This is a genomic window from Ensifer sp. Root31 (genome assembly GCF_001424825.1).
Classification (GTDB): Bacteria; Pseudomonadota; Alphaproteobacteria; order Rhizobiales; family Rhizobiaceae; genus Ensifer; species Ensifer canadensis.
Genome location: NZ_LMCO01000002.1, coordinates 86,567 through 108,528, shown reverse-complemented (window position 1 = coordinate 108,528; position 21,962 = coordinate 86,567). Strand labels below are relative to the sequence as shown.

The following is a 21,962-nucleotide window of genomic DNA, read 5'->3' as shown; positions in this document are numbered from 1 at the left end:
GTTTACGTCACTTCGCATGGCTTTATCCCGCTTGCATAGTGTATATCCCTATCGCGCACTGCGGTTTAACTTGCGGATGCCTGTCGGCTTTCTTTGTCGGTGGAAATGATTGTCCTTACCCCCGATAAGCTTTGTGATTCTGGGTGATATATACTAGTTGCAATCAGTTAGTTTGCAATCCAGGACTGAAGAAAGCGCGCTCGACGGCGAACATCCAACTTCACATGACGCTCCCTAGCGTCCGCAAACCCCCACCAATCCGGACTTTCGAGGCGTTTCTGCCGCGGGGCAGCTTCGGCCCCAACTGCGGCGCTGATGTCGGCGTGCTCAGGCGTAGCGAACGAGAAACTCTTCGGCCGTCAGCTCGCGGAAATCGTCGAGCGCCTTGCGCAGGCGCTGATGGTCCCAATCCCACCAGGCAAGGCTGTCCATCCGTTCGCCGATACCGGCATTGAACCGATCGCGGATGAGCTTTGCCGGCACGCCGCCGACGATCGTATAGGGTGCCACGTCCTTGGAGACGACAGCGCCGGCTCCGATTACCGCACCGTTGCCGACATTGACGCCTGGCAGCACCGTCGCACCGTGACCGATCCAGACGTCATGGCCGATCGTCACCCGGTTCGACCGGCGCCAGGCGAAAAGATCGTGATCGACTTCGGTATCGTCCCAGTAGTTCGGAGCGCGATAGGTGAAGTGATGCAGCGTTGCGCGCCAGGTCGGATGGTTGGTGGCGTTGATGCGCACCGCGGCAGCGATATTGACGAATTTGCCGACCGTCGCGCACCAGATCGAGCCGTCCTGCATGATGTAGGAGTAGTCGCCGAATTCGACCTCTTCCAGGCGCGAGCGCTCCTGGATTTCGGTGTAGCGGCCGAGCGTCGAGTTGTTGACGCTCGCGGTCGGGTGGATGAAAGGCTCAAGACCGAGTTTATGGCTCATGCGGCTGCCTTTCGCGGTGAGAAGGCCGATACGTCGAGAATGCGGTCAGCCACCGCGTCGCGGACTTCCTCATCGTGGAAGATGCCGATCAATGCCGTTCCCTTCGCCTTCTTCTCGGCGATCATCTCGACGACCACCGCACGGTTTTTCGCGTCCAGCGAAGCCGTCGGTTCGTCGAGAAGCAGGATCTTGTGGTCGGTGATGAAGCCGCGGGCGATGTTGACGCGCTGCTGCTCGCCGCCGGAGAACGTGGCTGGCGGCAACGACCATAGTTCTTTCGGCAGGTTGAGCTTAGACAGAAGCTCGGCGGCCCGTGCGCGGGCATCTTCCATGGCGACGCCACGCGCCTGCAGCGGCTCGGCGACGATATCGAGCGCCGAGACACGCGGCACGACGCGCAGGAACTGGCTGACATATCCGAGCGTTGCGCGCCGGACTTCAAGCACGGTGCGCGGTTCGGCAGTGGCGAGGTTCACCAGCTTGCCGTCGTGCTCCATCAGGATCTGGCCCTCATCGACGCCGTAATTGCCGTAGAGCATTTTTAGGATAGAGCTTTTGCCGACGCCTGAGGGGCCGCCAAGGACGACGCATTCGCCTGATTTGACCGAGAAGGAGACGTTGGCGACGACAGGCAGGCGCACGCCGTCGCGCAGGTGCATGGTGAAGCTCTTTGCGACTTCGGAAACAACTAGGGGCGTAGCCATGATTCTTACTTTCCTTTGCGCATGATCTTGATCGAAAACCGATTTTTACTTTTCGGGATCATGCGTCATACCTGCAGGATGGAGGAGACGAGGAGCTGGGTATAGGGCTCGCGCGGATCGTCGAGCACGCGGTCGGTTAGCCCCTGCTCGATGACGGCGCCGTCCTTCATCACCATCATGCGGTGCGACAAAAGCCGTGCGACAGCGAGATCGTGGGTGACGATGATGGCGGCAAGGCCAAGATCGTGCACAAGCCCGCGCACGAGATCGAGCAGGCGAGCCTGCACCGAAACGTCAAGGCCGCCGGTCGGCTCGTCCATGAAGACGAGGCGAGGGGAGGTGACGAGATTGCGGGCAATCTGCAGGCGCTGGCGCATGCCGCCCGAAAAGGCGCGGGGCTGGTCGTCGATGCGGTCGATGCCGATCTCGACACGCTCGAGCCAGTCGCTGGCGGCGGCACGGATGTTGCCATAGTGCCGGTCGCCAACGGCCATCAGGCGCTCGCCGACATTGGCACCGGCCGAGACCGTCATTCTGAGGCCATCGGCCGGGTTCTGGTGGACGAAGCCCCAGTCGGTGCGCATCAGGAAGCGTCGCTCGGCCTCGCCCATGCGGGCGAGATCCCGATACTGGCCGTCGCGCATATGGTATTCGACGATGCCGGATGTCGGCATCAACCGGGTCGAAAGGCAGGACAGAAGCGTCGTCTTGCCCGAGCCGGATTCTCCGACGATCGCCAGCACTTCGCCGGGGAAGAGGTCGAAGGAGACGTTCCGGCACCCGATGCGGCTTCCGTAGAATTTCGAGACGTCGTTGACTTTCAGAAGCGGTACGGCACTCATTCTGCGGCCTCCTGGCGGGCAAGCATGTGTCCAGCATGGCCGCAGTCGCGGCGGTCTTCGCAATGGTCGGTGTCGGAGCAGACGAACATGCGTCCGCCCTTGTCGTCGAGCACCACTTCGTCGAGATAGACGTTCTCGGCGCCGCAGAGGGCGCAGGGCTTGTCGAACTTCTGCACTTCGAACGGGTGATCGTCGAAATCGAGGCTGACGACCTCGGTATAGGGCGGAACCGCATAGATGCGCTTTTCACGGCCGGCGCCGAAAAGCTGGAGCGCTTCCGACATGTGCATCTTCGGATTGTCGAACTTCGGCGTCGGCGAGGGATCCATGACGTAGCGACCCTCGACCTTCACCGGATAGGCATAGGTGGTGGCGATATGGCCGTTGCGGGCAATGTCCTCATAGAGCTTCACATGCATCAACCCGTATTCTTCGAGCGCGTGCATCTTGCGGGTCTCGGTCTCACGCGGCTCGAGGAAGCGCAGGGGCTCCGGGATCGGCACCTGGTAGACCAGCGTCTGGCCCTCCCTGAGGCCTTCCTCGGGAATGCGGTGGCGCGTCTGAATGATGGTTGCTTCCTTAGTCTTCGTCGTCACTGCGACATCGGCGACCTTCTGGAAGAAGGCGCGGATCGACACGGCGTTGGTGGTGTCGTCGGCACCCTGGTCGATGACCTTCAGCACGTCCTTCGGTCCGAGGATCGACGCGGTAACCTGCACGCCGCCGGTGCCCCAGCCGTAGGGCATCGGCATTTCGCGCGAGGCGAAGGGAACCTGGTAACCTGGGATGGCGATCGCCTTCAGAATGGCGCGGCGGATCATCCGCTTGGTTTGCTCGTCCAGATAGGCAAAGTTGTAGGTGGCAAGGTCGGTCATTCGGCGGCCTCCTTCATGCCGTCCTGGCCGCCGGCGCGGGCAGCGTCATAGTCGCGGCGCATGCGCCGAACGAGGTCGAGTTCAGCCTGGAAATCGACATAGTGCGGCAGCTTCAGGTGTTCGACGAAACCGGTCGCCTGCACGTTGTCCGCATGAGAAATCACGAATTCCTGGTCCTGCGCCGGCGCAACGATGTCTTCGCTGAATTCGTCGGTGCGCAACGCGCGGTCGACGAGTGACATCGACATGGCCTTGCGTTCGCTTTGGCCGAAGACGAGGCCGTAGCCGCGGGTGAACTGCGGCGGCTGTTTCGCCGATCCCATGAACTGGTTGACCATCTGGCACTCGGTGACGCGGATGACGCCGAGGGAGACGGCAAAGCCGAGCTCGGGCAGGTCCAGTTCGACTTCGACTTCGCCGATGCGGACTTCGCCGACGAAGGGATGCGTGCGGCCATAGCCGCGCTGGGTCGAGTAGGCGAGCGCCAGCAGAAAGCCCTCGTCGCCGCGTGCCAGGGCCTGCAGGCGCAGGTCGCGGGCCATTGGAAATTCCATCGGCTCGCGGGTGAGGTCGCCCATGACATGGCCTTCGGGCATGCGGCCGTCGCCTTCGATCAGCCCTTCGCCGTCGAGAATGTCGGAGACGCGCATCACATGTTCGCCAGGCTCCTTGACTTCAGGCTCCTCGACCGCTGCGTCGTCGATCAACGAGGGGTCGAGCAGACGATGGGTGTAGTCGAAGGTTGGGCCCAGCAATTGTCCGCCGGGCAGGTCCTTGTAGGTGGCCGAGACGCGGCGCTCGACCTTCATGGTCGCGGTATCGACCGGCTCGGAATAGCCGAAGCGCGGCAGCGTCGTGCGGTAGGCGCGCAGGATGAAGATCGCCTCGATCATGTCACCGCGCGCCTGGCGCACGGCAAGGGCTGCGAGCTCACGGTCGTAAAGCGAGGCTTCGGCCATGACGCGATCGACGGCAAGGCCGAGCTGTTCGACGACCTGCTGGATGGTGATCGACGGTAGGGCGCGGTCGCCGCGGCGCCGATCGGCAAGGAGGCGATGGGCGTTGGCAATGGCGGCTTCGCCGCCCTTCACTGCAACATACATGGGTTAAACCTCCTGGCGAACGAGTCGGGTGGTGCGCGGCAGGCAGAGAACGCTGTCGCCTGATGTCAGCACGAGGTCGATGCCGCGCGGGAAAATCGCGCGGTTGGCGCTCCAAAAGTCGAGGAAGACTTCAGGCAGGCCACGCACCGCAATGGTGATGTCGTCCTTGATACCAGGTCCGTGGGCGGTCAGCGGTTCGCCGCCGGTCAGCGCCTCAATCTCGATGACGAGCGTCGTCGAGCGATCCGGGTATTCCTGCGTGCCGAGCGAAAACTGGTCGAAGCCCGGAACCGGCGCGCCCTTCTCGACAAAGGCAAAGCGTGCATCGGTTTTGGTGTCCGTCACCGGTGCGCCGGTGTGGAACGCGATCCACTGCGGTACTGCGGATTTGCCAAGGGCGGGCGTGAGCCAGACTGCCGTGTCGTGATCGCACAGCGTCAAGGCCACGGCTCCGGCAGCCGCGCCCATTGGCGCCGGCGGGATGCTCGACGCCTCCAGGCGGATGATCTGCCCCGGGCGGGCAAAGCCGTCCATCAGGCTCTTGAATACGGATTGGGCGGAAAAGACCGGGTCGGCGAAGGCGCCGGCATAGATTTGCGATTGGCTGGCCATCAGTCGTCTCCGCGAACCATGGTGAAAAAGTCGACGCGTGTCGCGGCGGTTTCCTCTGCGCTGCGGCGGTCCTCCGCCTCGATGCGCGAAGCAATTGCGCGGTGAAGCGCCTCGACGGCCGGGCGGTCGGCTTCACGCTGGAAGAGCGCATCGAAGATTGCAGCAAGGCGGGCGCGCTGCTTGTCAGTGCCCAGCAACTGGCCATGGCCGATTTCGCCGGTCGAAAGCCGGATCGTCGCGCGCGATACGGTTGCCTCGCCCAGATTGAAGGCATCGCCGCCGCCGCCGATGCGGCCGCGAACCATGACCAAGCCCGTTTCCGGTCCGCGCACGGGCGACACATCAGGCTTGTCGGCAAGTGCCTCCCAGGCGGCCATGAGTTCTTCCGAAGACGCGCGGGCCAGCAGCCGCATGCCTTCCTTGCGCGCCATCTCCGGCGGACTTTCCTGTTTCAGCTTCGCATCCATCATTTTCACCTCAAATGTCTATTGATCTAGACAAGTGCACATCTTATACTTTTCATTAGCGTCCGCAAATGACAGGCTTGTGACATGGCAATGCGAAAAGTGGTTGAACGGCAGACAGGGGTCGCACTCTGGCGGCAGATCGCAGACCGGATCCGGCTGGCGATCAGCAATGGCGACTACGACGCTGCCGGCATGGTGCCGCCCGAAACGGTGCTTGCGGGCGAGTTTGGCGTCAACAGGCACACCGTCAGGAGTGCACTGGCAGCCCTTGCCGAGGAAGGGTTGGTTCGTGCCGTCCAGGGCCGCGGTACGATGATCGAGCGCAAGGAGAGGGTGAGCTATCCAATCTCGCGTCGCACCCGCTTCTCGCAGGGTCTCGGCCGGCAGGTGAAGGAGATCGGCACCCGCCTGCTCGGCCATGCCGAACTGAAGGCATTTGGCGACATTGCCTCGGCACTGGGTATCGCGCCGGGTGAACCGGTGATCGAATTGCGCACCGTCAGCAGCGGCGATGGCCGTCCGCTCTCCGTTTCGTCAAGTTACTATCCCGCCGCCCGGTTTCCCCGCATGGCGGAAGAGTTCGAGCAACGGCATTCCGTAACCAAAGCGTTTGCCGCCCACGGCCTTGACGACTACGTGCGCGTTTCGACCGAGATCGTCGCCCGCCATGCCGACAGCGACGAACTCTCGATGCTGAAACTCTCGGCTGGTGCGATCGTGCTGGAGGCGCAGTCGGTCAATGCGGACCTCGACGGCAAGCCCGTGGAGTATTCCCGCAGCTGTTTTGCCGCCGACCGAATGAAATTGCGGATCGAAACGTAATCTGCCGGGTTGCGTTAATTCGTTTTTGCCTGCAAAAGTTGATCTTTGTGCCCAGTCGACCAATAGGAAATGTCTGAACGGATTGGTGGAGACGAGCTTCGGTGAGCGGACGTGTAGGCTTACTGGTTTTGATCGGTACTTTGCTGCTGGCGGCGCAATCCGTGCGGGCGGACGATAGCGGAATTTCTGGGCTCTGGCGCGAAGTGGGCGCGACGCTCATACGCTGCCAAGGCTGCCTCAGCGTTGTTCGGCACGGCACTGTCCTTACCGTTGTCAGCGAAGCGGGCTGGTCGGCAGTTGTGACTGCCAACAGTTACGGCCCGACATCCTACGCCAGCGGAACTGGGCGATGGCGGCCTAACATCGGCGCCAAACAGGCGGATGAACCGTTTGAGGTGCATCTCTCCCTCGCAGACAGTCGGCTGGTCGTCGTCCTGATGAAGGAGAGCGACCACGGTGCGTCCCCCCATGTCAAGGTCAACTACGAGAGGCGGCTGCCCGCCTTAGACAAGAGTTTTGGAAAGGTCCGCAAGATCAAGATAAGTGAAGAATGATCTCGGCGGTGCCTGCCGTAGTGCGATGGGGACCGCTGAAAAGCCTGAGAACTTTGATTTCTCGGCCAAGCCATACTATCTTGCGGTTGCAGGAGCGATCAAACCTGGGCGGAGGTGCGATGTCGATCGCGCGACGGTCGAAATTGAAGCGGCGTCTTCTGGCGATGCTCGTGACGGGCATCGGAGGCATGGCGGCTGCGGCCGCCTCCTTCGCAACCGCAGTCTATCAGGCGGCCAATCCCGCTCCCGTTGAGCTTGCCAGGATGGGCGAGCCAATCGACACAGGTCGTTGGGTTATCACGATAAACAATGCCTCGATGGCGGAAGTTCCCCCTACGGGAACCAAGCCAGTCGACCCCAAGCGGTTCCTGACGGTCGACCTTGAACTCGACAATCGCTCGGCCGCGACAAGCAATGCGTTCATGCAGCTCGTCTCGATCGAGACGCCGATGTCGGTCCAACTTCCAGAGCCGGTCTACTACCTCGCCCGTGACAAATGGATCGCGAGCGCGATCAACCCTGGCATGCCGGAGAAACTCATCGCTGTTTGGGAATGGCCGGAGGGTTTGCCGAACCCGAAGGCGCTGCGCTTTTCGGTCGCCAAGCAGATCTACAAACCGCGCGACAATCTCTATGGCGCGCCCGGATGGTTTGATGACGGCAAGGCCGCCATCGTCGAACTGGCCGTAAGCGGGCAAACGGACGAGGCAGTGCGATGATCGCCGGGTTGCGTACAATCCTGTTGCTCGGACTTGGCGCTCTCGTGCTCTACGCCATGCAGCACAACACGCCGGGCTATGGCGATATCACGTCGCCGATTGCGATCCGTGGCAAAGCGGGCGAGCGGGTGGAAAGCCATGCCTTTGCCTATGGTGCCGCGAATGTGCATCTGGCGCGGGCGGTCAAGACCGAGAGCTTCGGACGGGTGCGCGACTATTCAAGCTCGGGTGTCTGGTTGGTCATCGAAGGTGCAGCGGTTGCCAAGAAAGAGAGCCTGACGTTGCTATCAGCAGGATGGTTGTCGCCAAGCGGAATCCGCTATGCCCTTAGTCAACGCTTCTCGACCATGCGTGGCTATCTGCCGACGGAGCGACTGGAGCCGGGCTTGCCCAAGCCGGTGCTCGTAGCATTCGAGTTGCCCGAGACGGCGATCAGCGGCGGTCGTCTGCTCATCGCGCGCTCTGGTCTGACCCCTCTCGGCGAAGAACTTTGGATCGCGCTCGACCAGAAGGCACCACTGGAAATCAAACCATCGATCACGCTTGCGCGCGGCAGCGGCAGCATGCCGTGGACGCTGGCTGCAAAATGACGAGAGGCAGGTCATGAGCGAAAGACGCCTGTTCTGGACCTGCCTCGTGGCACTCGTCGCCGTGCTGCCATTGGCGATAGTGGTCCACGCCTGGGATAGTTTGCGTGAGATGCCTTTGTTTTCCGGTAAGCGCGACATCATCGTCGAAAGCGGTGTGGTCCAGCCCTATGCGGGCGGGCAATGGAAGCTTGCGGATCTGAAACGACTGCCCGGTCCATCTGATGACGCGCGCGTTGTTCTGGCGGAATTCGAGAGCGAACCGAAAGATCTGGCAATGCTGGCTGAGAGTGCGTGCCGCGTTCGGCTGGTGGATGCGGAGGGGCGGCGCTTCGAGCCCTTGATGCTGACGGAACCAATCGTGCGCGAGATGTATCCCGAAGTGGCGGATCGCCCGCGCTGTTCGAGCCTCGCTTTTGGAAATGCCGGAAACGGCCGCACAGTCAGAATGGCGGAAAGTTTTATGGTGCCGGCCAAGGCAAGCGATCTTTCGCTCGTGGTCGAGGTTCTGGGAGCAGGCGACGGCGCGCTCGTATTCAAATGGAAGCGTGGTTAGTGGATAGAATCTGACGCCTGGTATCCGGGATGACGTGATCAGGTTGGGACCTACGTTCCTGCCTAATCACGCAACGCGCCCGACAGGTTCGCGTCGACGCGTCAGGCCCGCATTGGGTCGAACTTCCCCTTTGGTCGCTAGCCGAAGTTCGGACATCAGGTGCGACGATAGGATTGCACGCCCGCAGCAATTCAAAGTGTTACAGCAACCTTTGCGCGTCTGATAAGATGCGCGGCGCTTCAGGGGCCACCGCAGGTGTTGCCTGCGAAATGGCTCGTTCGAGTATGGCTGCCAGCAGCGAGATGCGCATGGCATCGAGCAAGATGCCGCCGTCGAGATCGCTGGGACTGCCGATGAAGACGACCAGGATGCTGGATACAAACTCCCAGGTCGCGAACTCTTCGACGCCGAGCAGGCGCGTTGTTGCAAACCAGAGCCAGGCCCCAAGCCAACCGATCAGGCGATAGGCGACGATGAAGGTGAGCAAGGTTGCAAGCCCTGCGCCGAGTGTCAGCTTCAGACAGGTCCAGACCGGCCCATAACGCGAGCGATAGTCGCTGACGAAGTGTTCGAGAAAATCGATGAGCCATTTGCGCCAGCTCCGTGCACTGGTCCGTGCCGGCATGGTGCGGGGACCGACCGCGGAAAGTTCATAGCCGTTGATGATTGCCGCCATCACCAGCCAGACCATCGGCAAGAGGGCGTAGAAGAACAGGCTCTGCGCCTGTGTCAGCCAGTCGGGCTCGCGAAATTCGACGGGTATGAAGTTCTCCGCGGCATAGGCAACGCCGATCAGTTGCAAGCTGTTGCCCCAATCAAGAGTGCTCAGCAGTTTGCCGGCGCCGAGCCAGGTGATGAATTCATCCTTCCAGATCGAAAGCCCGTAAAGACCGATAAAGATCCAGCTCGCGTCGGCTGCAACGATCAGCAAGCGCCAAGTTGGCGCTTCGCTCTTTTTGCTCATTTGCTTGGCGGCCCAACGTACCACCCAGCAAATAGCGATGGACAGAAGCAGGCCGCGTGAACTGAGAATGTTAAAGAAATCGGCCTTCCCGCCGAAAGCGACCTTGTCGAGTGCCAGCCGGGAATATTCACGCACCGTGTTGCCGAGGAAGCCCCACGCCGCGTAATAGGCGAAGAACGGCAAAATCGCTGCGGCGGTTGCGGCCAGCAAGCGCCGATCGTTGCTGCCGGATTTGCCTGACGAGTCCGGCACGCTCTTCGTCTGCCGGAGCGACTCCAGCGCGGGCAATCCGGGACGCAGGGCTAGAAACATCAGGACGACGATGATGAGCTTGGCAAGGACGACGAGCGACAGCACCACCATGCCGCCGAGCGGGTGGCGCAAACCTACCTCCACTGCGGCACGCAGCAGCAGGTCTCGCACGATATAGCCTGCCGCCCCGATCAGGAGCAGTTGCGGCCAAAAGCGGGCAAGCAAACGTCCCATGAGGCCAATGGGACCGAGCGCATCTGCTATCGACGTCATGACCAGAACATAAGTGCACTTTGGCCAGAGCACAACCGCGCGGCGCACCAAGCCAAGATCGAGGCATAAGAAAGGGCGGCAAGCGGGGCGGTAAGCCCCAGGCGATGATCGATGCGATGCCCGACAGGAAGCCGCATCGCTCCTTTTGAGGAAATGGGGCAATGCGCCGCATTTCCGACGCGTTTTTGCCGCATCACCAAAGGCTGCATCAGGATCCACGCATTGGGAATTCTCCAGGGAGAATGGAAATGGCGACGTGGCGACCCGATCCTTCTTTTTATCCTTCACCACGCATGGCGGCCAAGGCTCCTAAGGAAACCTTAGCCTATGTCGCAGCCTTCGATCCTGAGCGGGCGAGGCCGGATGCGATCGCCGTGGTCGATGTCGACCCGACGTCACCGAGCTATTCGCAAATCGTTGCACAGGTCGATATGCCGAACGTTGGCGACGAGCTCCATCATTTCGGCTGGAACGCCTGCTCCTCCTGTCTTTGCCCCAATGCGCCGCACCCGCATGTCGAGCGTCGCTATCTCGTAGTCCCGGGTTTGAGATCCTCGCGGCTCCACATCATCGACACCAAGCCGGACCCGCGCAATCCGAAGATCATCCGCGTGATCGAGCCTTCCGAAATTGCCGAAAAGGCGAACTATTCGCGGTTGCACACCATCCATTGCGGCCCCGAGGGCATCTACGTCAACGCGCTCGCCGACCGCGACGGTAATGCGCCCGGCGGCATCTTCTTGCTGGATCACGAGAGTTTCGACGTGCTCGGCCAATGGGAAATGGATCGTGGACCGCAGAAGCTCGCCTATGACTTCTGGTGGCATCTCGGTCACGACACGCTGATTACCAGCGAATGGGGCACGCCGGATACCTTCGAGAACGGGCTGGTTCCGGAAGTGTTGCTCGGTTCGAAATACGGCCGCAGGCTGCACTTCTGGGATCTGCACAAGCGCAAGCACCTGCAAGAGATCGACTTCGGCGAGGAGCACCAGCTCGTCTTTGAACTGCGCCCGGCCCACGATCCGACCAAGGCCTATGGCTTCGTCGGCTGTGTCATCAGCCTCAAGGATCTCTCGGCGTCGATCTGGACCTGGTATCGTGACGGAGATCAATGGGCGGTCAAGAAGGTGATAGAAATCCCGGCAGAGCCCGCCGATCCGGATCTCCTGCCGCCCGTGCTCAAGGGCTTCGGCGCGGTCGCACCGCTCGTCACGGACATCGACCTGTCGATGGACGATCGGTTCCTCTATGTTTCCTGCTGGGGCACCGGTGACATGATCCAGTATGATGTTTCCGACCCATTCGCGCCGAAGGAGACGGGCCGAGTGCGCATCGGTGGGATCGTCTCACGTGCGACCCATCCGAAGGCTGCAAACGGAGCGTTGAGCGGCGGGCCGCAGATGGTGGAGATCAGCCGGGACGGCAAGCGGGTCTATTTCACCAATTCGCTCTATGGCGCGATCGACCCGCAATTCTATCCCGACGGTATCGACGGGTGGATGGTCAAGCTGGATGTCAATGAGGGCGGCGGAATCGCGTTTGACGAGAGTTTCTTCGTCGATTGGCCGAAAGGCCATCGCCCGCATCAGGTTCGCCTGGAAGGCGGGGACTGCTCGTCCGATTCCTACTGTTATCCGTAAGGAGGGTGCGGGCGTGCGGCCCTACCATGGCGAATGACGACCTTCTGGCCATGGCTTTCGCTTGCCGGCCTCGGCGCCTTTCACGGTCTCAATCCGGCGATGGGCTGGCTCTTCGCCGTGGCGCTGGGGCTTCACCGCCAGAGCCGGCGGACCGTCTGGTTGTCCCTTGTTCCCATTGCGATTGGCCATGCGATTTCCATCGCGACCGTGTTGGTGGTGGTCATCGCATTCGGCGCAGCCCTGGATCTGGACAGCTTCAGGCTTGCCGCTGCCTCGCTCATACTTGGCCTTGCCGCCTACGGCGCCGTTTACGGACACCGCCAACGCGTCAGAGTGGGAATGCGAACCGGCATGGGCGGCCTTGCGTTCTGGTCCTTCCTGATGGCAACGAGCCACGGGGCGGGGTTGATGCTGGTGCCCGCAGTGTTCAGCATCTGTCTCGCCGATCGCTCCGGCGACCTCGCAATGCCGATGGCGAGCTCCCTCCCGGTCGCGCTTGCCGCCCTTGCGGTGCATAGCGGCGCCATGCTCGCGGTCATCGCGGCGGTCGCGCTCGCCGTCTTCGAGTGGCTGGGCCTTGCGGCCCTGCGCTCAGCGTGGATCAACTTCGATCGTCTCTGGACATTGGCGCTCGGCGCGACCGGCATCGCGCTTCTTGTCCAATGAACGGCCGATGCCGCCATTGCGGTTCTTCTCCCGCATCCGCTCTCACTCATTCTATCCGATCACGTTTATTTCCTGTCAGTTCCTCTTGCCTCTGGGCTCTCACGTAGTCGATATAGCCGCGAACATCTGCGGCGGGTTCGGAGTAGGCGTTGCCGAGCGATTTCTCGATCGCCGCCATATAGGTTGCCGCCCAGGCCGGCAGGGAATAGTCGATTACCGCGAGGAACTCGAGCGTCGCTGCAAGCCTCATGTCGGCAATCGACGGTTTGGTGCCACCGATGAAGGGTTTCTCGCCCATATAGAACGTGTGGAAGACTTCGAGCGGTTCGGCCAGCGCATCCGCAGCTTGCTTGCGCGCATGCTCCTTGGTGGCGGCGTCTGCATCACTATAGCCGACTTCGCCCGGATATTGTGGGAACTTGAGCACCGGATAAGTGGCGCGCGCGAGATAGGGATAGAAGGTGCCGATCAGGTAGAACATAGCGCTGTCGATCATTGCGCGCGCCTCGGGATCCTTCGGATAAAAGTCGTTGAGCCCGTGCTTGTTGCAGAGATACTGCATGATCGCGCAGCTTTCCCACAGTGCGCCCTTGGGCAAATCCGCCGTTTCGATCATCGGCGTCAAGTGCGAAGGCGCCCTCGCCAGATACTCGGCCGAGCGCGTAAGCCCATAAACGTCATGCTCGCTGAAATCGAGACCTGCGGCGCGAACGAACACGCGGGCCGTCAGGTTGTTGACGCTGGGCTTGATGACATTGAGTTTGATTGCAGACACGAGTGTTCCTCCCTTTTCGCGGGGGTGCTCAGTACGGATTCCTGGGCACCCGATCGGTTGACAATGAAGGCCGGGTCCGCTCGACCAGGGCCTCGATGGCATCGGCGAGATGCTCCTCGGCGATGGCGTATTCGCTGCGGGCGACGCGAATCCGGTGCGCTTCCATCAGGACCTCGGCATGAGTATGGCCGGCCGGCGGTTCGAACCGATAGGACGCAAGCTCGATCAACAGGCCAAGCGGGTCCTCGAAATAGATCGAATCCATAAAGCCGCGATCCTTGACGCCGCTATGGCGGATCTCCCGCTCGTTGAGACGGTCGACCGCTTGCTGGAACGTCGCGCGCGAGACGGCGAAAGCGATGTGATGCACGCAGCCGATATCCGTCGATGTCCGATCGGGATCGGGCTTGCGGGCCTCGTCGGTGAAGACGGTGATCAGGCGGCCATCGCCCGGATCGAAATAAAGATGGCTTTCCGCCGCCCTGTCGAGGTTCGGTTGCTCGAAGATGAAGGGCATGCCGAGCACGCCCTCCCAGAAGTCGATCGACGTCTGGCGGTTCGCGCCGACGAGTGTGATGTGATGGACCCCTTGCGATTGAAGTTTGCGCATTGCCGTCCTCCCGCAGATCGAACCCCGGCGGAAAAACGGTCCTTGGACAATTGTGCGCGCCGCTCGGGTTCCAGACAGCAATGTTACACCCGTTTCGACTTCGGCTCTTGCTTGTCGAACACCGGAGCGGACTGGATGGACTGCTATTGTGCGCAGTCGCGCCCGTCCTTTGAAGAAGGCACCGGTGGAATCCCGGTGCGGTCAGGCTTCAAATGTTTCGCCGCTTGCCTTCGATCAGGTCGAGCACCGCGCGGGCGGCATCAAGGACGTTCGTGCCGGGGCCGAAGACGGCGGACACGCCGTTATCCATCAGATACTCGTAATCCTGCCGCGGGATGACGCCGCCGCAGATGACGATGATATCCTCGCCGCCGCGCTTTTTCAGCGCATCGGCAAGCTGCGGCATCAGGGTCTTGTGGCCGGCGGCAAGCGATGACACGCCGATGACGTTGACCTTGCTCGCAAGCGCCATGTCGGCCGCCTCTTCGGGGGTCTGGAACAGCGGGCCGGCCAGAACGTCGAAGCCGATATCGCCAAAGGCCGAAGCGATCACCTTGGCCCCCCGGTCGTGGCCATCTTGGCCGAGCTTTGCCACCATGATCTTCGGCTTGCGGCCGAGCTTGTCCGAGACCTCGCCCAGCCGTTCGGTGAGCACGGCCAGTTCGGGCTCACCCTCGTAGGCCTTGCCATAGATCTTGCTGACGACCTTGGGCGTTGCGGCATGGTCGCCGAAGGCCGCGCGCATCGCGTCAGAGATCTCGCCGACGGTTGCCCGGGCACGGGCCGCCTCGACCGCGGCGGTCAACAGATTGCCGTCGCCGGTGCGGGCAAATTCGGTAATAGTGGCCAGTGTCTTTGCCACATCCTGCGAGTTGCGCCGACGCTTGGTTTCCTCGATCCGGCGGATCTGGGCGGCACGCACGGCGGTATTGTCGATCTCCAGGATGTCGATCGGCTCTTCGTTGTCGAGACGGTATTTGTTGACGCCGACGATCACTTCTTCGCCCTTGTCGACCGCCGCCTGCCGGCGGGTGGCCGCCTCTTCAATCAGCCGTTTCGGCAGTCCGGCATTGACCGCCTCGGTCATGCCGCCCATCGCCTCGATTTCTTCGATCAGCGCCCAGGCTTTTTCCGCCAGCTCGTTGGTGAGGCTCTCGACATAGTAAGAGCCCGCCAGCGGATCGACGACCTTGGTAACCCCTGTCTCATGTTGCAGGATCAGCTGGGTATTGCGGGCGATGCGCGCCGAAAACTCGGTCGGCAGCGCAATCGCCTCGTCGAACGAGTTGGTGTGCAGCGACTGGGTGCCGCCAAGGGCTGCCGACATCGCCTCGAAGGCGGTGCGGATGATGTTGTTGTACGGATCCTGCTCCTGCAGCGAGACGCCCGATGTCTGGCAATGGGTGCGCAGCATCAGTGAAGACGGCTTCTTCGGGTCGAACTCCGTCATGATCCGCGTCCACAGCAGCCGTGCTGCGCGAAGCTTGGCGGCCTCCATGAAGAAGTTCATGCCGATGGCGAAGAAGAAGGAGAGGCGACCGGCGAACTCGTCGACGTTCAGGCCCTTGGCAAGGGCGGCGCGCACGTATTCGCGGCCATCGGCGAGCGTGAAGGCGAGCTCCTGCACCAGCGTCGCGCCCGCCTCCTGCATGTGATAGCCCGAGATCGAGATCGAGTTGAACTTCGGCATCTCCTTTGCCGTATACTCGATGATATCGGCAACGATGCGCATCGAGGGTTCCGGAGGGTAGATATAGGTGTTGCGGACCATGAACTCCTTGAGGATGTCGTTCTGGATGGTCCCCGACAGCTTGTCGCGTGAAACGCCCTGTTCCTCGCCGGCGACGATGAAGGAGGCGAGGATCGGGATCACAGCACCGTTCATGGTCATCGACACCGACATTTCCTCCAGCGGAATGCCATCGAACAGGATCTTCATGTCCTCGACGCTGTCGATCGCCACGCCGGCCTTGCCGACATCGCCCTCGACGCGCGGATGATCGCTGTCGTAACCGCGGTGGGTGGCAAGGTCGAAGGCAACCGAAAGGCCCTTCTGACCGGCAGCGAGGTTCTTGCGGTAAAAGGCGTTTGACGCTTCTGCCGTCGAGAACCCGGCATATTGCCGGATCGTCCAGGGCCGACCGGCGTACATCGTCGCGCGCGGGCCGCGCAAGAACGGCGCGAAGCCCGGCAGGGAACCAAGGTGGCCGATGCCGTCGAGATCGTCAGCCGTGTAGAGCGGCTTGACGGCGATGCCTTCCGGCGTCTGCCAGGTAAGATTTTCCGGCGCCGTCTTGAGTTCGCGCTCGGCGAGGTTTTCCCAATCTTTCACGGTCTTATCGCTCATCGGTAACTCCTTGGCCCAAAGGGCACCTTTCGGACCTCATCCCTGTGCCTGTCGCAGGGATCCAGTCACGCGATGTCTCTCGCGTGAAGAAATGATCTCGTGCACCGCGCACGCGGCGCTGCTGGATTCCTGCGACAAGCACAGGAATGAGGGCTTGATTGCTTGGCGCTCATCATTCGAATTCCATGATCAATTCGTCGACCGCGAGGCTTGCGCCGGCGATAACGGCCACGCGCTTGACGGTCGCGCGCTTCTCGGCGCGCAGGATGTTCTCCATCTTCATCGCCTCGACAATTGCCAGCGACTGGCCCGCTTCCACGGTATCGCCGGCCTTGACCGAGACCGAGGTGATGACGCCGGGCATCGGGCAGAGCAGCATCCTGGAGGTGTCCGGCGGCAGCTTCTTCGGCATGAGTTTGGCAAGCTCGGCGACACGCGGGCTCCTGACCCGGGCAATCACGTCGATGCCGCGCCAGCGCAGCCGGATCGCGGTGCCCGTCAGTTCCACCTTCACGCTCATCGGCTGATTGTCGATGTTGAAGGTGGCGAGCGTGCGGCCCGGCGTCCAGTCGCCGGCGATCGAGGCGGACGTGCCGTCTTCAAAGCGGACATAGGCGCCATCGGCCGAAGCGCCTGAAGTCAACGCAAAGTCCATGTCGGCAAGATTGACCACCCAATCGTAGCCGACGATGCGACGATGGTTGCCGATCGTGCCGGAAATCTGGCTGGCACGTTCCTGCAGGGTCTGGTTGATGGAAACAGCGATCGCCGCCAGCTTGCGCGCCGACGCTTCATCCGGCGTCACGCCATGGAAACCGTCGGTGAATTCCTCGGCGATGTAGGCGGTTGTCAGGCGGCCGTCGCGAAAGCGCTGTTGCTGCATCACGGCGGACAGGAACGGCAGGTTGTGACCGATGCCTTCGACCTCGAACTGGTCGAGTGCTTCCGCCATGGCCTCGACGGCCGTCAGGCGGTCCGGTCCCCAGGTGCAGAGCTTGGCGATCATCGGATCATAATACATCGAGATTTCGCCGCCCTCGAAGACGCCGGTGTCGTTACGGATCACTGTGCCGTCGTCGTTTGCACCTTCCACAGGCGGGCGATAGCGCGTCAGCCGGCCAATCGAGGGCAGGAAGTTGCGATAGGGGTCTTCGGCGTAGAGACGGCTTTCGATCGCCCAGCCGTTGAGCTTCACGTCCGCCTGGCCGAAGGTGAGCTTCTCGCCGGCCGCAACGCGGATCATCTGCTCGACAAGATCAAGGCCCGTCACGAGTTCGGTGACCGGGTGTTCCACCTGCAGGCGGGTGTTCATCTCGAGGAAATAGAAGTTGCGATTGCCATCGACGATGAACTCGACGGTGCCGGCCGAATGATAGCCAACGGCCTTTGACAGCGCCACCGCCTGTTCGCCCATGGCCTTGCGGGTGGCGGCATCCAGGAACGGCGAGGGGGCTTCCTCGATGACCTTCTGGTTGCGGCGCTGGATCGAGCATTCGCGCTCGCCGAGATAGAGCGTGTTGCCGTGCTTGTCGCCGAGCACCTGGATTTCGATATGGCGCGGTTCGGTGACGAATTTTTCGATGAAGATCCGGTCGTCGCCGAACGAGTTCTTCGCCTCGTTCTTGGAGGACTGGAAGCCTTCGCGCGCTTCCTGGTCGTTCCAGGCGATGCGCATGCCCTTGCCACCGCCGCCGGCCGACGCCTTGATCATCACGGGATAGCCGATCGATCCGGAGATTTTTACCGCCTCGTCGGCATCCGCAATCAGGCCCATGTGGCCGGGCACGGTGGAGACGCCCGCTTCGGCCGCAAGCTTCTTCGAGGTGATCTTGTCACCCATCGCCTGGATTGCGCCAACCGGCGGGCCGATGAAGGCAACGCCTTCTTTTTCGAGCGCTTCGGCGAAGGCGGCATTTTCCGACAGGAAGCCGTAGCCGGGATGAACCGCATCGGCGCCGGTCTTGCGGATCGCCTCGATGATCTTGTCGATGACGATATAGGACTGCGCCGAAGGCGAGGGGCCGATATGAACGGCCTCATCCGCCATGCGCACATGCATGGCATCGCGGTCGGCGTCGGAATAGACGGCAACGGTGGCGATGCCGAGTTTCTTCGCGGTTCTGATGACGCGGCAGGCGATTTCGCCACGGTTGGCGATGAGGATCTTCTTGAACATGCGTTTCTCTTTCAAATCCTTGGTGTCGCGTCAGCGTTTGAATTTGCGTCGATAGGGCAGGAGCGCGATCGATGATGCCGCAACGGCGCCGCCGAAGAGCAGCGCAAACGGCACGACAACCATGGCCGTGGCGAGGATGGGGCTGGTGGAGCGGGCGATATGGGTGCCGACCGCGCCGATGTTGAGCCAGATCAGCACGCCAGCGACGGTCGCGCCGGTCGCAAGGCCATAGAGCGCGTTGACGGCCAGATAACGCAGCATCTCGCGATGGTCGCGGCAGGCCTCTTCCGGTGTCATGATGCGTTCGCGTTCCGGCTCCATGATTGCCTCCATCACAACGGGATCGTGTCATGCTTGCGCCAGCGGACATCGACCTGCTTGTTGCGAAGCGAGGCAAAGGCGCGGGCGATGCGGCGGCGCGAAGAGTGCGGCATGATCACTTCATCGATGAAACCACGTTCTGCGGCGACGAACGGATTGGCGAAGCGCTCTTCGTATTCCTTCGTACGCGCCGCGATCTTCTCGGCGTTGCCGAGTTCGGAGCGGTAGAGGATTTCGGTCGCGCCCTTGGCGCCCATCACCGCGATCTCGGCGGTCGGCCAGGCATAGTTGACGTCGGCGCCGATATGCTTGGAGGCCATGACGTCATAGGCGCCGCCATAGGCCTTGCGCGTGATCAGCGTCACCATCGGTACGGTTGCCTGACTGTAGGCGAAAAGCAGCTTGGCGCCATGCTTGATGACGCCGCCATATTCCTGGGCGGTGCCCGGCAGGAAGCCCGGCACGTCGACGAGGGTCAGGATCGGGATCGAGAAGGCGTCACAGAAACGGACGAACCGGGCCGCCTTGCGCGAACTATCGATATCGAGGCAGCCGGCAAGGACCATCGGCTGGTTTGCGACGACGCCGACGGTCTGGCCTTCCATCCGAATGAAGCCGGTGATGATGTTGCGCGCGAAACTCTGCTGCAGCTCGAAGAAATCGCCCTCGTCGGCAAGCGCAAGGATGAGTTCCTTCATATCGTAGGGTTTTGCCGCGCTGTCGGGGATGAGACTGTCCAGCCTGCGTTCCAGCCGCGACGGATCATCGTGGAATGGCCGGACCGGTGGCTTCTCGCGATTGTTGAGCGGCAGGAAATCGAAGAGCAGGCGTACATGCTCAAGCGTCTCGATGTCGTTTTCGTAGGCCGCGTCGGCGACGGAGGATTTTTTCGTGTGCGTGCCGGCGCCGCCAAGCTCTTCGGCGGTGACGATTTCGTTGGTGACGGTCTTCACCACGTCGGGGCCGGTGACGAACATGTAGGATGAGTCACGCACCATGAAGATGAAGTCGGTCATCGCTGGCGAATAGACGGCGCCGCCAGCGCAAGGGCCCATGATCACCGAGATCTGCGGGATAACGCCCGATGCCTCGGCATTGCGGCGAAAGACCTCGGCATAACCTGCAAGTGAGGCGACGCCTTCCTGGATGCGCGCACCGCCTGAATCGTTGAGGCCGATGACCGGCGCGCCGTTCCTGACTGCCATATCCATGATCTTGCAGATCTTCTGCGCGTGGGTTTCCGACAGCGAGCCGCCGAGAACCGTGAAGTCCTGGGAGAACACATAGACCTGCCGGCCGTTGATCGTGCCCCAGCCGGTGACGACACCGTCGCCGGCCACCTTCTGGCTGTCCATGCCGAAGTCGACGCAGCGATGCGTGACATACATGTCGTATTCTTCAAAGGAATCTTCATCGAGCAGAACCTCGATGCGCTCGCGTGCCGTCAGCTTGCCTTTGCCGTGCTGGGCGTCGATGCGCCGCTGGCCGCCGCCGGCTCTTGCCTCCGCCCGGCGAGCTTCGACCTGTTCAAGTATGGCGCGCATAATTCCCTCCCGGTTTTTCCGTGATTGTGCAGAGGCGTTTGTCGCTTCGCAATAGCCTCGAAGGACGGATGGTAAAACGCCCGTTCATGTGCAAATGTGAAATAGAGAATATTGCGAAATGTAAATTGCAAAGTTGCGAACATGGCGATCGGCAAACTCTATATCGGCCGCAAGGTCAGGGAACTTCGGGATGCAAACCGGGCGACGCAGGGACAGTTCGCCGAGCGCATCGGCATCTCCACCAGCTACCTCAATCAGATCGAGAACAACCAGCGGCCCGTATCGGCTTCGGTTCTTCTGGCACTTGCCGAAAAGTTTCAGATCGATATCGCCGAACTTTCGACCGGGGAGGGCGACAGGTTGCTTTCGGCGCTATCGGAAGCCTTGAGCGATCCGCTATTCGAGACCTATTCGCCGAGCCTGCAGGAATTGAAGCTGATCACCCAGAATGCGCCGGGGCTAGCGCATGCGCTGATCAGTTGTCACCAGGCCTATCGCCGCAACAGCGAGCAACTGGCCAGCATCGACGATACCATCGGCCGCGGCGGGTCTTCGGTGGAGACGACGCCCTATGAAGAAGTTCGCGACTTCTTCCACTTCGTCGACAACTATATCCACGACATCGACGTTCTCGCCGAGCGACTTGCAGGCGAACTCGGGCTCGGTGAGGGCGACAACCATGCAGCATTGGCCGCCTATCTCGAGCAGCGCCACGGCGTGCGTGTCTTGCGGGGTGCGGCCGGCGACGAGGCGATCCGGCGCTACGATCCGCGTGCCCGCCTGTTGACGCTGAACCCCTATGCCCCGGCCGCGACACGCGATTTCCAGATTGCACTGCAGATCGCTCAACTGCACGCCCGAGAAGAGATTGACCGGGTGGCCGGCGGCGCCGGTTTCCGCACGGAGGAAGCCTACGAGATCTGCCGAATTGGGCTGCAAAACTATTTCGCCGGTGCGCTGGTCCTGCCTTACCAGGCCTTTCACAAGGCGGCGCGCGAACTCCGGCACGACGTCGAGCTGCTGGCGGCGCGTTTCGGTGCGTCGCTCGAGCAGGTCTGTCATCGGCTGTCGACGCTGCAGCGTCCGGGCCAGAAGGGCGTGCCGATCTTCTTTGCCCGCATCGATCGGGCCGGCAACATCACCAAGCGCCATAGTGCGGCCAAGCTGCAGTTTGCCCGTTTCGGTGCAGCATGTCCGCTCTGGAACGTGCATCAGGCGTTTGAGACGCCCGGCCGCATCATTCGTCAGCTCGCTGAGACGCCTGATGGTGTGCGCTACCTTTGCCTTGCAACGCAGATCACCAAGGGCGGTGGCGGCTTTCGCGCGGCGCAGCCGCGTTACGCCTTGGCACTCGGTTGCGAGATCTCCTACGCCGACGCCTTCGTCTACGCCGACGACCTCGATCTCGGCAACCGCGCGGCGTTCGATCCTATTGGCATATCCTGCCGCATCTGCGAGCGCACGAAATGCGCCAGCCGCGCCGTGCCACCATTGAAGCGAAGACTGATCGTCGACCATGACTTGCGCGGCGCTCTGCCGTATCGTCTGAGTGAAAGCTAATGGACTTTTGCAGGGATCTGTTCGTTTTTGAACAGAACCTGTGAGAAG

Annotated in this window: 22 protein-coding genes; 8 read left to right on the top strand and 14 right to left on the bottom strand. The window is 61.7% G+C overall.

All coding sequences use genetic code 11. From position 1 onward, the window contains the following. Positions 1 to 327: 327 nt before the first annotated feature. From ASD00_RS03410 to phnG, 7 genes are all read right to left on the bottom strand, one after another. The gene (locus tag ASD00_RS03410) at positions 328 to 942 is read right to left on the bottom strand and encodes a DapH/DapD/GlmU-related protein (protein WP_057204660.1); all 615 of its coding nucleotides are present in this window, start codon (positions 940 to 942) and stop codon (positions 328 to 330) included. Beyond that, the gene (phnL, locus tag ASD00_RS03405; protein ID WP_025429076.1) at positions 939 to 1,646 is read right to left on the bottom strand and encodes a phosphonate C-P lyase system protein PhnL; all 708 of its coding nucleotides are present in this window, start codon (positions 1,644 to 1,646) and stop codon (positions 939 to 941) included. Before phnL ends, ASD00_RS03410 begins: the two co-directional genes overlap by 4 nt. Positions 1,647 to 1,711: 65 nt before the next feature. Further along, positions 1,712 to 2,488: a phosphonate C-P lyase system protein PhnK gene (phnK, locus tag ASD00_RS03400; RefSeq protein ID WP_025429075.1), complete on the bottom strand. Its 777-nt coding sequence runs from the start codon at positions 2,486 to 2,488 to the stop codon at positions 1,712 to 1,714. Beyond that, on the bottom strand, positions 2,485 to 3,363 hold the full coding sequence (locus tag ASD00_RS03395; RefSeq protein ID WP_057204658.1) for an alpha-D-ribose 1-methylphosphonate 5-phosphate C-P-lyase PhnJ: 879 nt from the start codon (positions 3,361 to 3,363) through the stop codon (positions 2,485 to 2,487). The genes phnK and ASD00_RS03395 overlap by 4 nt, the downstream gene beginning before the upstream one ends. Then, positions 3,360 to 4,466, bottom strand: coding sequence for a carbon-phosphorus lyase complex subunit PhnI (locus ASD00_RS03390; protein ID WP_057204656.1), 1,107 nt, complete (start codon positions 4,464 to 4,466; stop codon positions 3,360 to 3,362). Before ASD00_RS03390 ends, ASD00_RS03395 begins: the two co-directional genes overlap by 4 nt. A 3-nt stretch (positions 4,467 to 4,469) precedes the next feature. Continuing rightward, complete coding sequence (gene phnH / locus ASD00_RS03385; protein WP_057204654.1) at positions 4,470 to 5,078, bottom strand: phosphonate C-P lyase system protein PhnH; 609 nt, start codon at positions 5,076 to 5,078, stop codon at positions 4,470 to 4,472. Beyond that, entirely contained in the window at positions 5,078 to 5,545 is a 468-nt protein-coding gene (gene phnG, locus ASD00_RS03380) for a phosphonate C-P lyase system protein PhnG (RefSeq protein ID WP_057204652.1), read from the bottom strand. Before phnG ends, phnH begins: the two co-directional genes overlap by 1 nt. A 90-nt stretch (positions 5,546 to 5,635) precedes the next feature. On the opposite strand from phnG, the gene phnF reads away from it, so the two are divergent. The 5 genes from phnF (at position 5,636) to ASD00_RS03355 (ending at position 8,783) form a co-directional block, all read left to right on the top strand. After that, positions 5,636 to 6,367 (top strand): phosphonate metabolism transcriptional regulator PhnF, encoded by a 732-nt coding sequence (phnF, locus tag ASD00_RS03375; protein WP_107028367.1) that lies wholly within the window; start codon positions 5,636 to 5,638, stop codon positions 6,365 to 6,367. Between the two features lie 101 nt (positions 6,368 to 6,468). Continuing rightward, the gene (locus ASD00_RS03370) at positions 6,469 to 6,921 is read left to right on the top strand and encodes a hypothetical protein (protein ID WP_057204651.1); all 453 of its coding nucleotides are present in this window, start codon (positions 6,469 to 6,471) and stop codon (positions 6,919 to 6,921) included. A 119-nt stretch (positions 6,922 to 7,040) separates the two neighbouring features. Further along, positions 7,041 to 7,640 (top strand): hypothetical protein, encoded by a 600-nt coding sequence (locus ASD00_RS03365; RefSeq protein ID WP_057204649.1) that lies wholly within the window; start codon positions 7,041 to 7,043, stop codon positions 7,638 to 7,640. Continuing rightward, on the top strand, positions 7,637 to 8,230 hold the full coding sequence (locus ASD00_RS03360) for a hypothetical protein (protein WP_057204647.1): 594 nt from the start codon (positions 7,637 to 7,639) through the stop codon (positions 8,228 to 8,230). The genes ASD00_RS03365 and ASD00_RS03360 overlap by 4 nt, the downstream gene beginning before the upstream one ends. A 13-nt stretch (positions 8,231 to 8,243) precedes the next feature. Continuing rightward, a complete protein-coding gene (locus ASD00_RS03355; protein WP_057204645.1) occupies positions 8,244 to 8,783 on the top strand; it encodes a hypothetical protein in 540 nt (179 codons plus the stop codon). Between the two features lie 199 nt (positions 8,784 to 8,982). Here the strand turns inward: ASD00_RS03355 and ASD00_RS03350 are convergent, their stop codons facing one another. Then, positions 8,983 to 10,563: a hypothetical protein gene (locus ASD00_RS03350; protein WP_244495993.1), complete on the bottom strand. Its 1,581-nt coding sequence runs from the start codon at positions 10,561 to 10,563 to the stop codon at positions 8,983 to 8,985. On the opposite strand from ASD00_RS03350, the gene ASD00_RS03345 reads away from it, so the two are divergent. Continuing rightward, positions 10,521 to 11,915, top strand: coding sequence for a selenium-binding family protein (locus tag ASD00_RS03345; RefSeq protein WP_057204640.1), 1,395 nt, complete (start codon positions 10,521 to 10,523; stop codon positions 11,913 to 11,915). The genes ASD00_RS03350 and ASD00_RS03345 overlap by 43 nt on opposite strands. A gap of 33 nt (positions 11,916 to 11,948) precedes the next feature. Beyond that, positions 11,949 to 12,581 carry a hypothetical protein gene (locus tag ASD00_RS03340; RefSeq protein ID WP_057204638.1) on the top strand — a complete coding sequence of 211 codons (633 nt, stop codon included), beginning with the start codon at positions 11,949 to 11,951 and terminating at the stop codon, positions 12,579 to 12,581. A gap of 46 nt (positions 12,582 to 12,627) precedes the next feature. On the opposite strand, the gene ASD00_RS03335 is transcribed toward ASD00_RS03340, so the two are convergent. The 6 genes from ASD00_RS03335 to ASD00_RS03310 all read right to left on the bottom strand — a co-directional run bounded on the left by ASD00_RS03335 (position 12,628) and on the right by ASD00_RS03310 (position 20,354). Then, positions 12,628 to 13,356 carry a glutathione S-transferase family protein gene (locus ASD00_RS03335; protein WP_057204636.1) on the bottom strand — a complete coding sequence of 243 codons (729 nt, stop codon included), beginning with the start codon at positions 13,354 to 13,356 and terminating at the stop codon, positions 12,628 to 12,630. A gap of 28 nt (positions 13,357 to 13,384) precedes the next feature. Continuing rightward, entirely contained in the window at positions 13,385 to 13,966 is a 582-nt protein-coding gene (locus ASD00_RS03330; protein WP_057204634.1) for a VOC family protein, read from the bottom strand. 208 nt (positions 13,967 to 14,174) lie between these two features. Beyond that, complete coding sequence (scpA, locus tag ASD00_RS03325; protein WP_057204631.1) at positions 14,175 to 16,313, bottom strand: methylmalonyl-CoA mutase; 2,139 nt, start codon at positions 16,311 to 16,313, stop codon at positions 14,175 to 14,177. Positions 16,314 to 16,485: 172 nt separating this feature from the next. Then, positions 16,486 to 18,489, bottom strand: a complete 2,004-nt coding sequence (locus tag ASD00_RS03320) for an acetyl/propionyl/methylcrotonyl-CoA carboxylase subunit alpha (RefSeq protein ID WP_057204629.1) — start codon at positions 18,487 to 18,489, stop codon at positions 16,486 to 16,488. A 30-nt stretch (positions 18,490 to 18,519) separates the two neighbouring features. After that, a complete protein-coding gene (locus ASD00_RS03315) occupies positions 18,520 to 18,810 on the bottom strand; it encodes a hypothetical protein (protein WP_057204811.1) in 291 nt (96 codons plus the stop codon). 11 nt (positions 18,811 to 18,821) lie between these two features. After that, entirely contained in the window at positions 18,822 to 20,354 is a 1,533-nt protein-coding gene (locus ASD00_RS03310; RefSeq protein WP_057204627.1) for an acyl-CoA carboxylase subunit beta, read from the bottom strand. Positions 20,355 to 20,495: 141 nt separating this feature from the next. On the opposite strand from ASD00_RS03310, the gene ASD00_RS03305 reads away from it, so the two are divergent. Then, entirely contained in the window at positions 20,496 to 21,914 is a 1,419-nt protein-coding gene (locus tag ASD00_RS03305; RefSeq protein WP_057204625.1) for an XRE family transcriptional regulator, read from the top strand. The last annotated feature ends 48 nt before the right edge of the window (positions 21,915 to 21,962 follow it).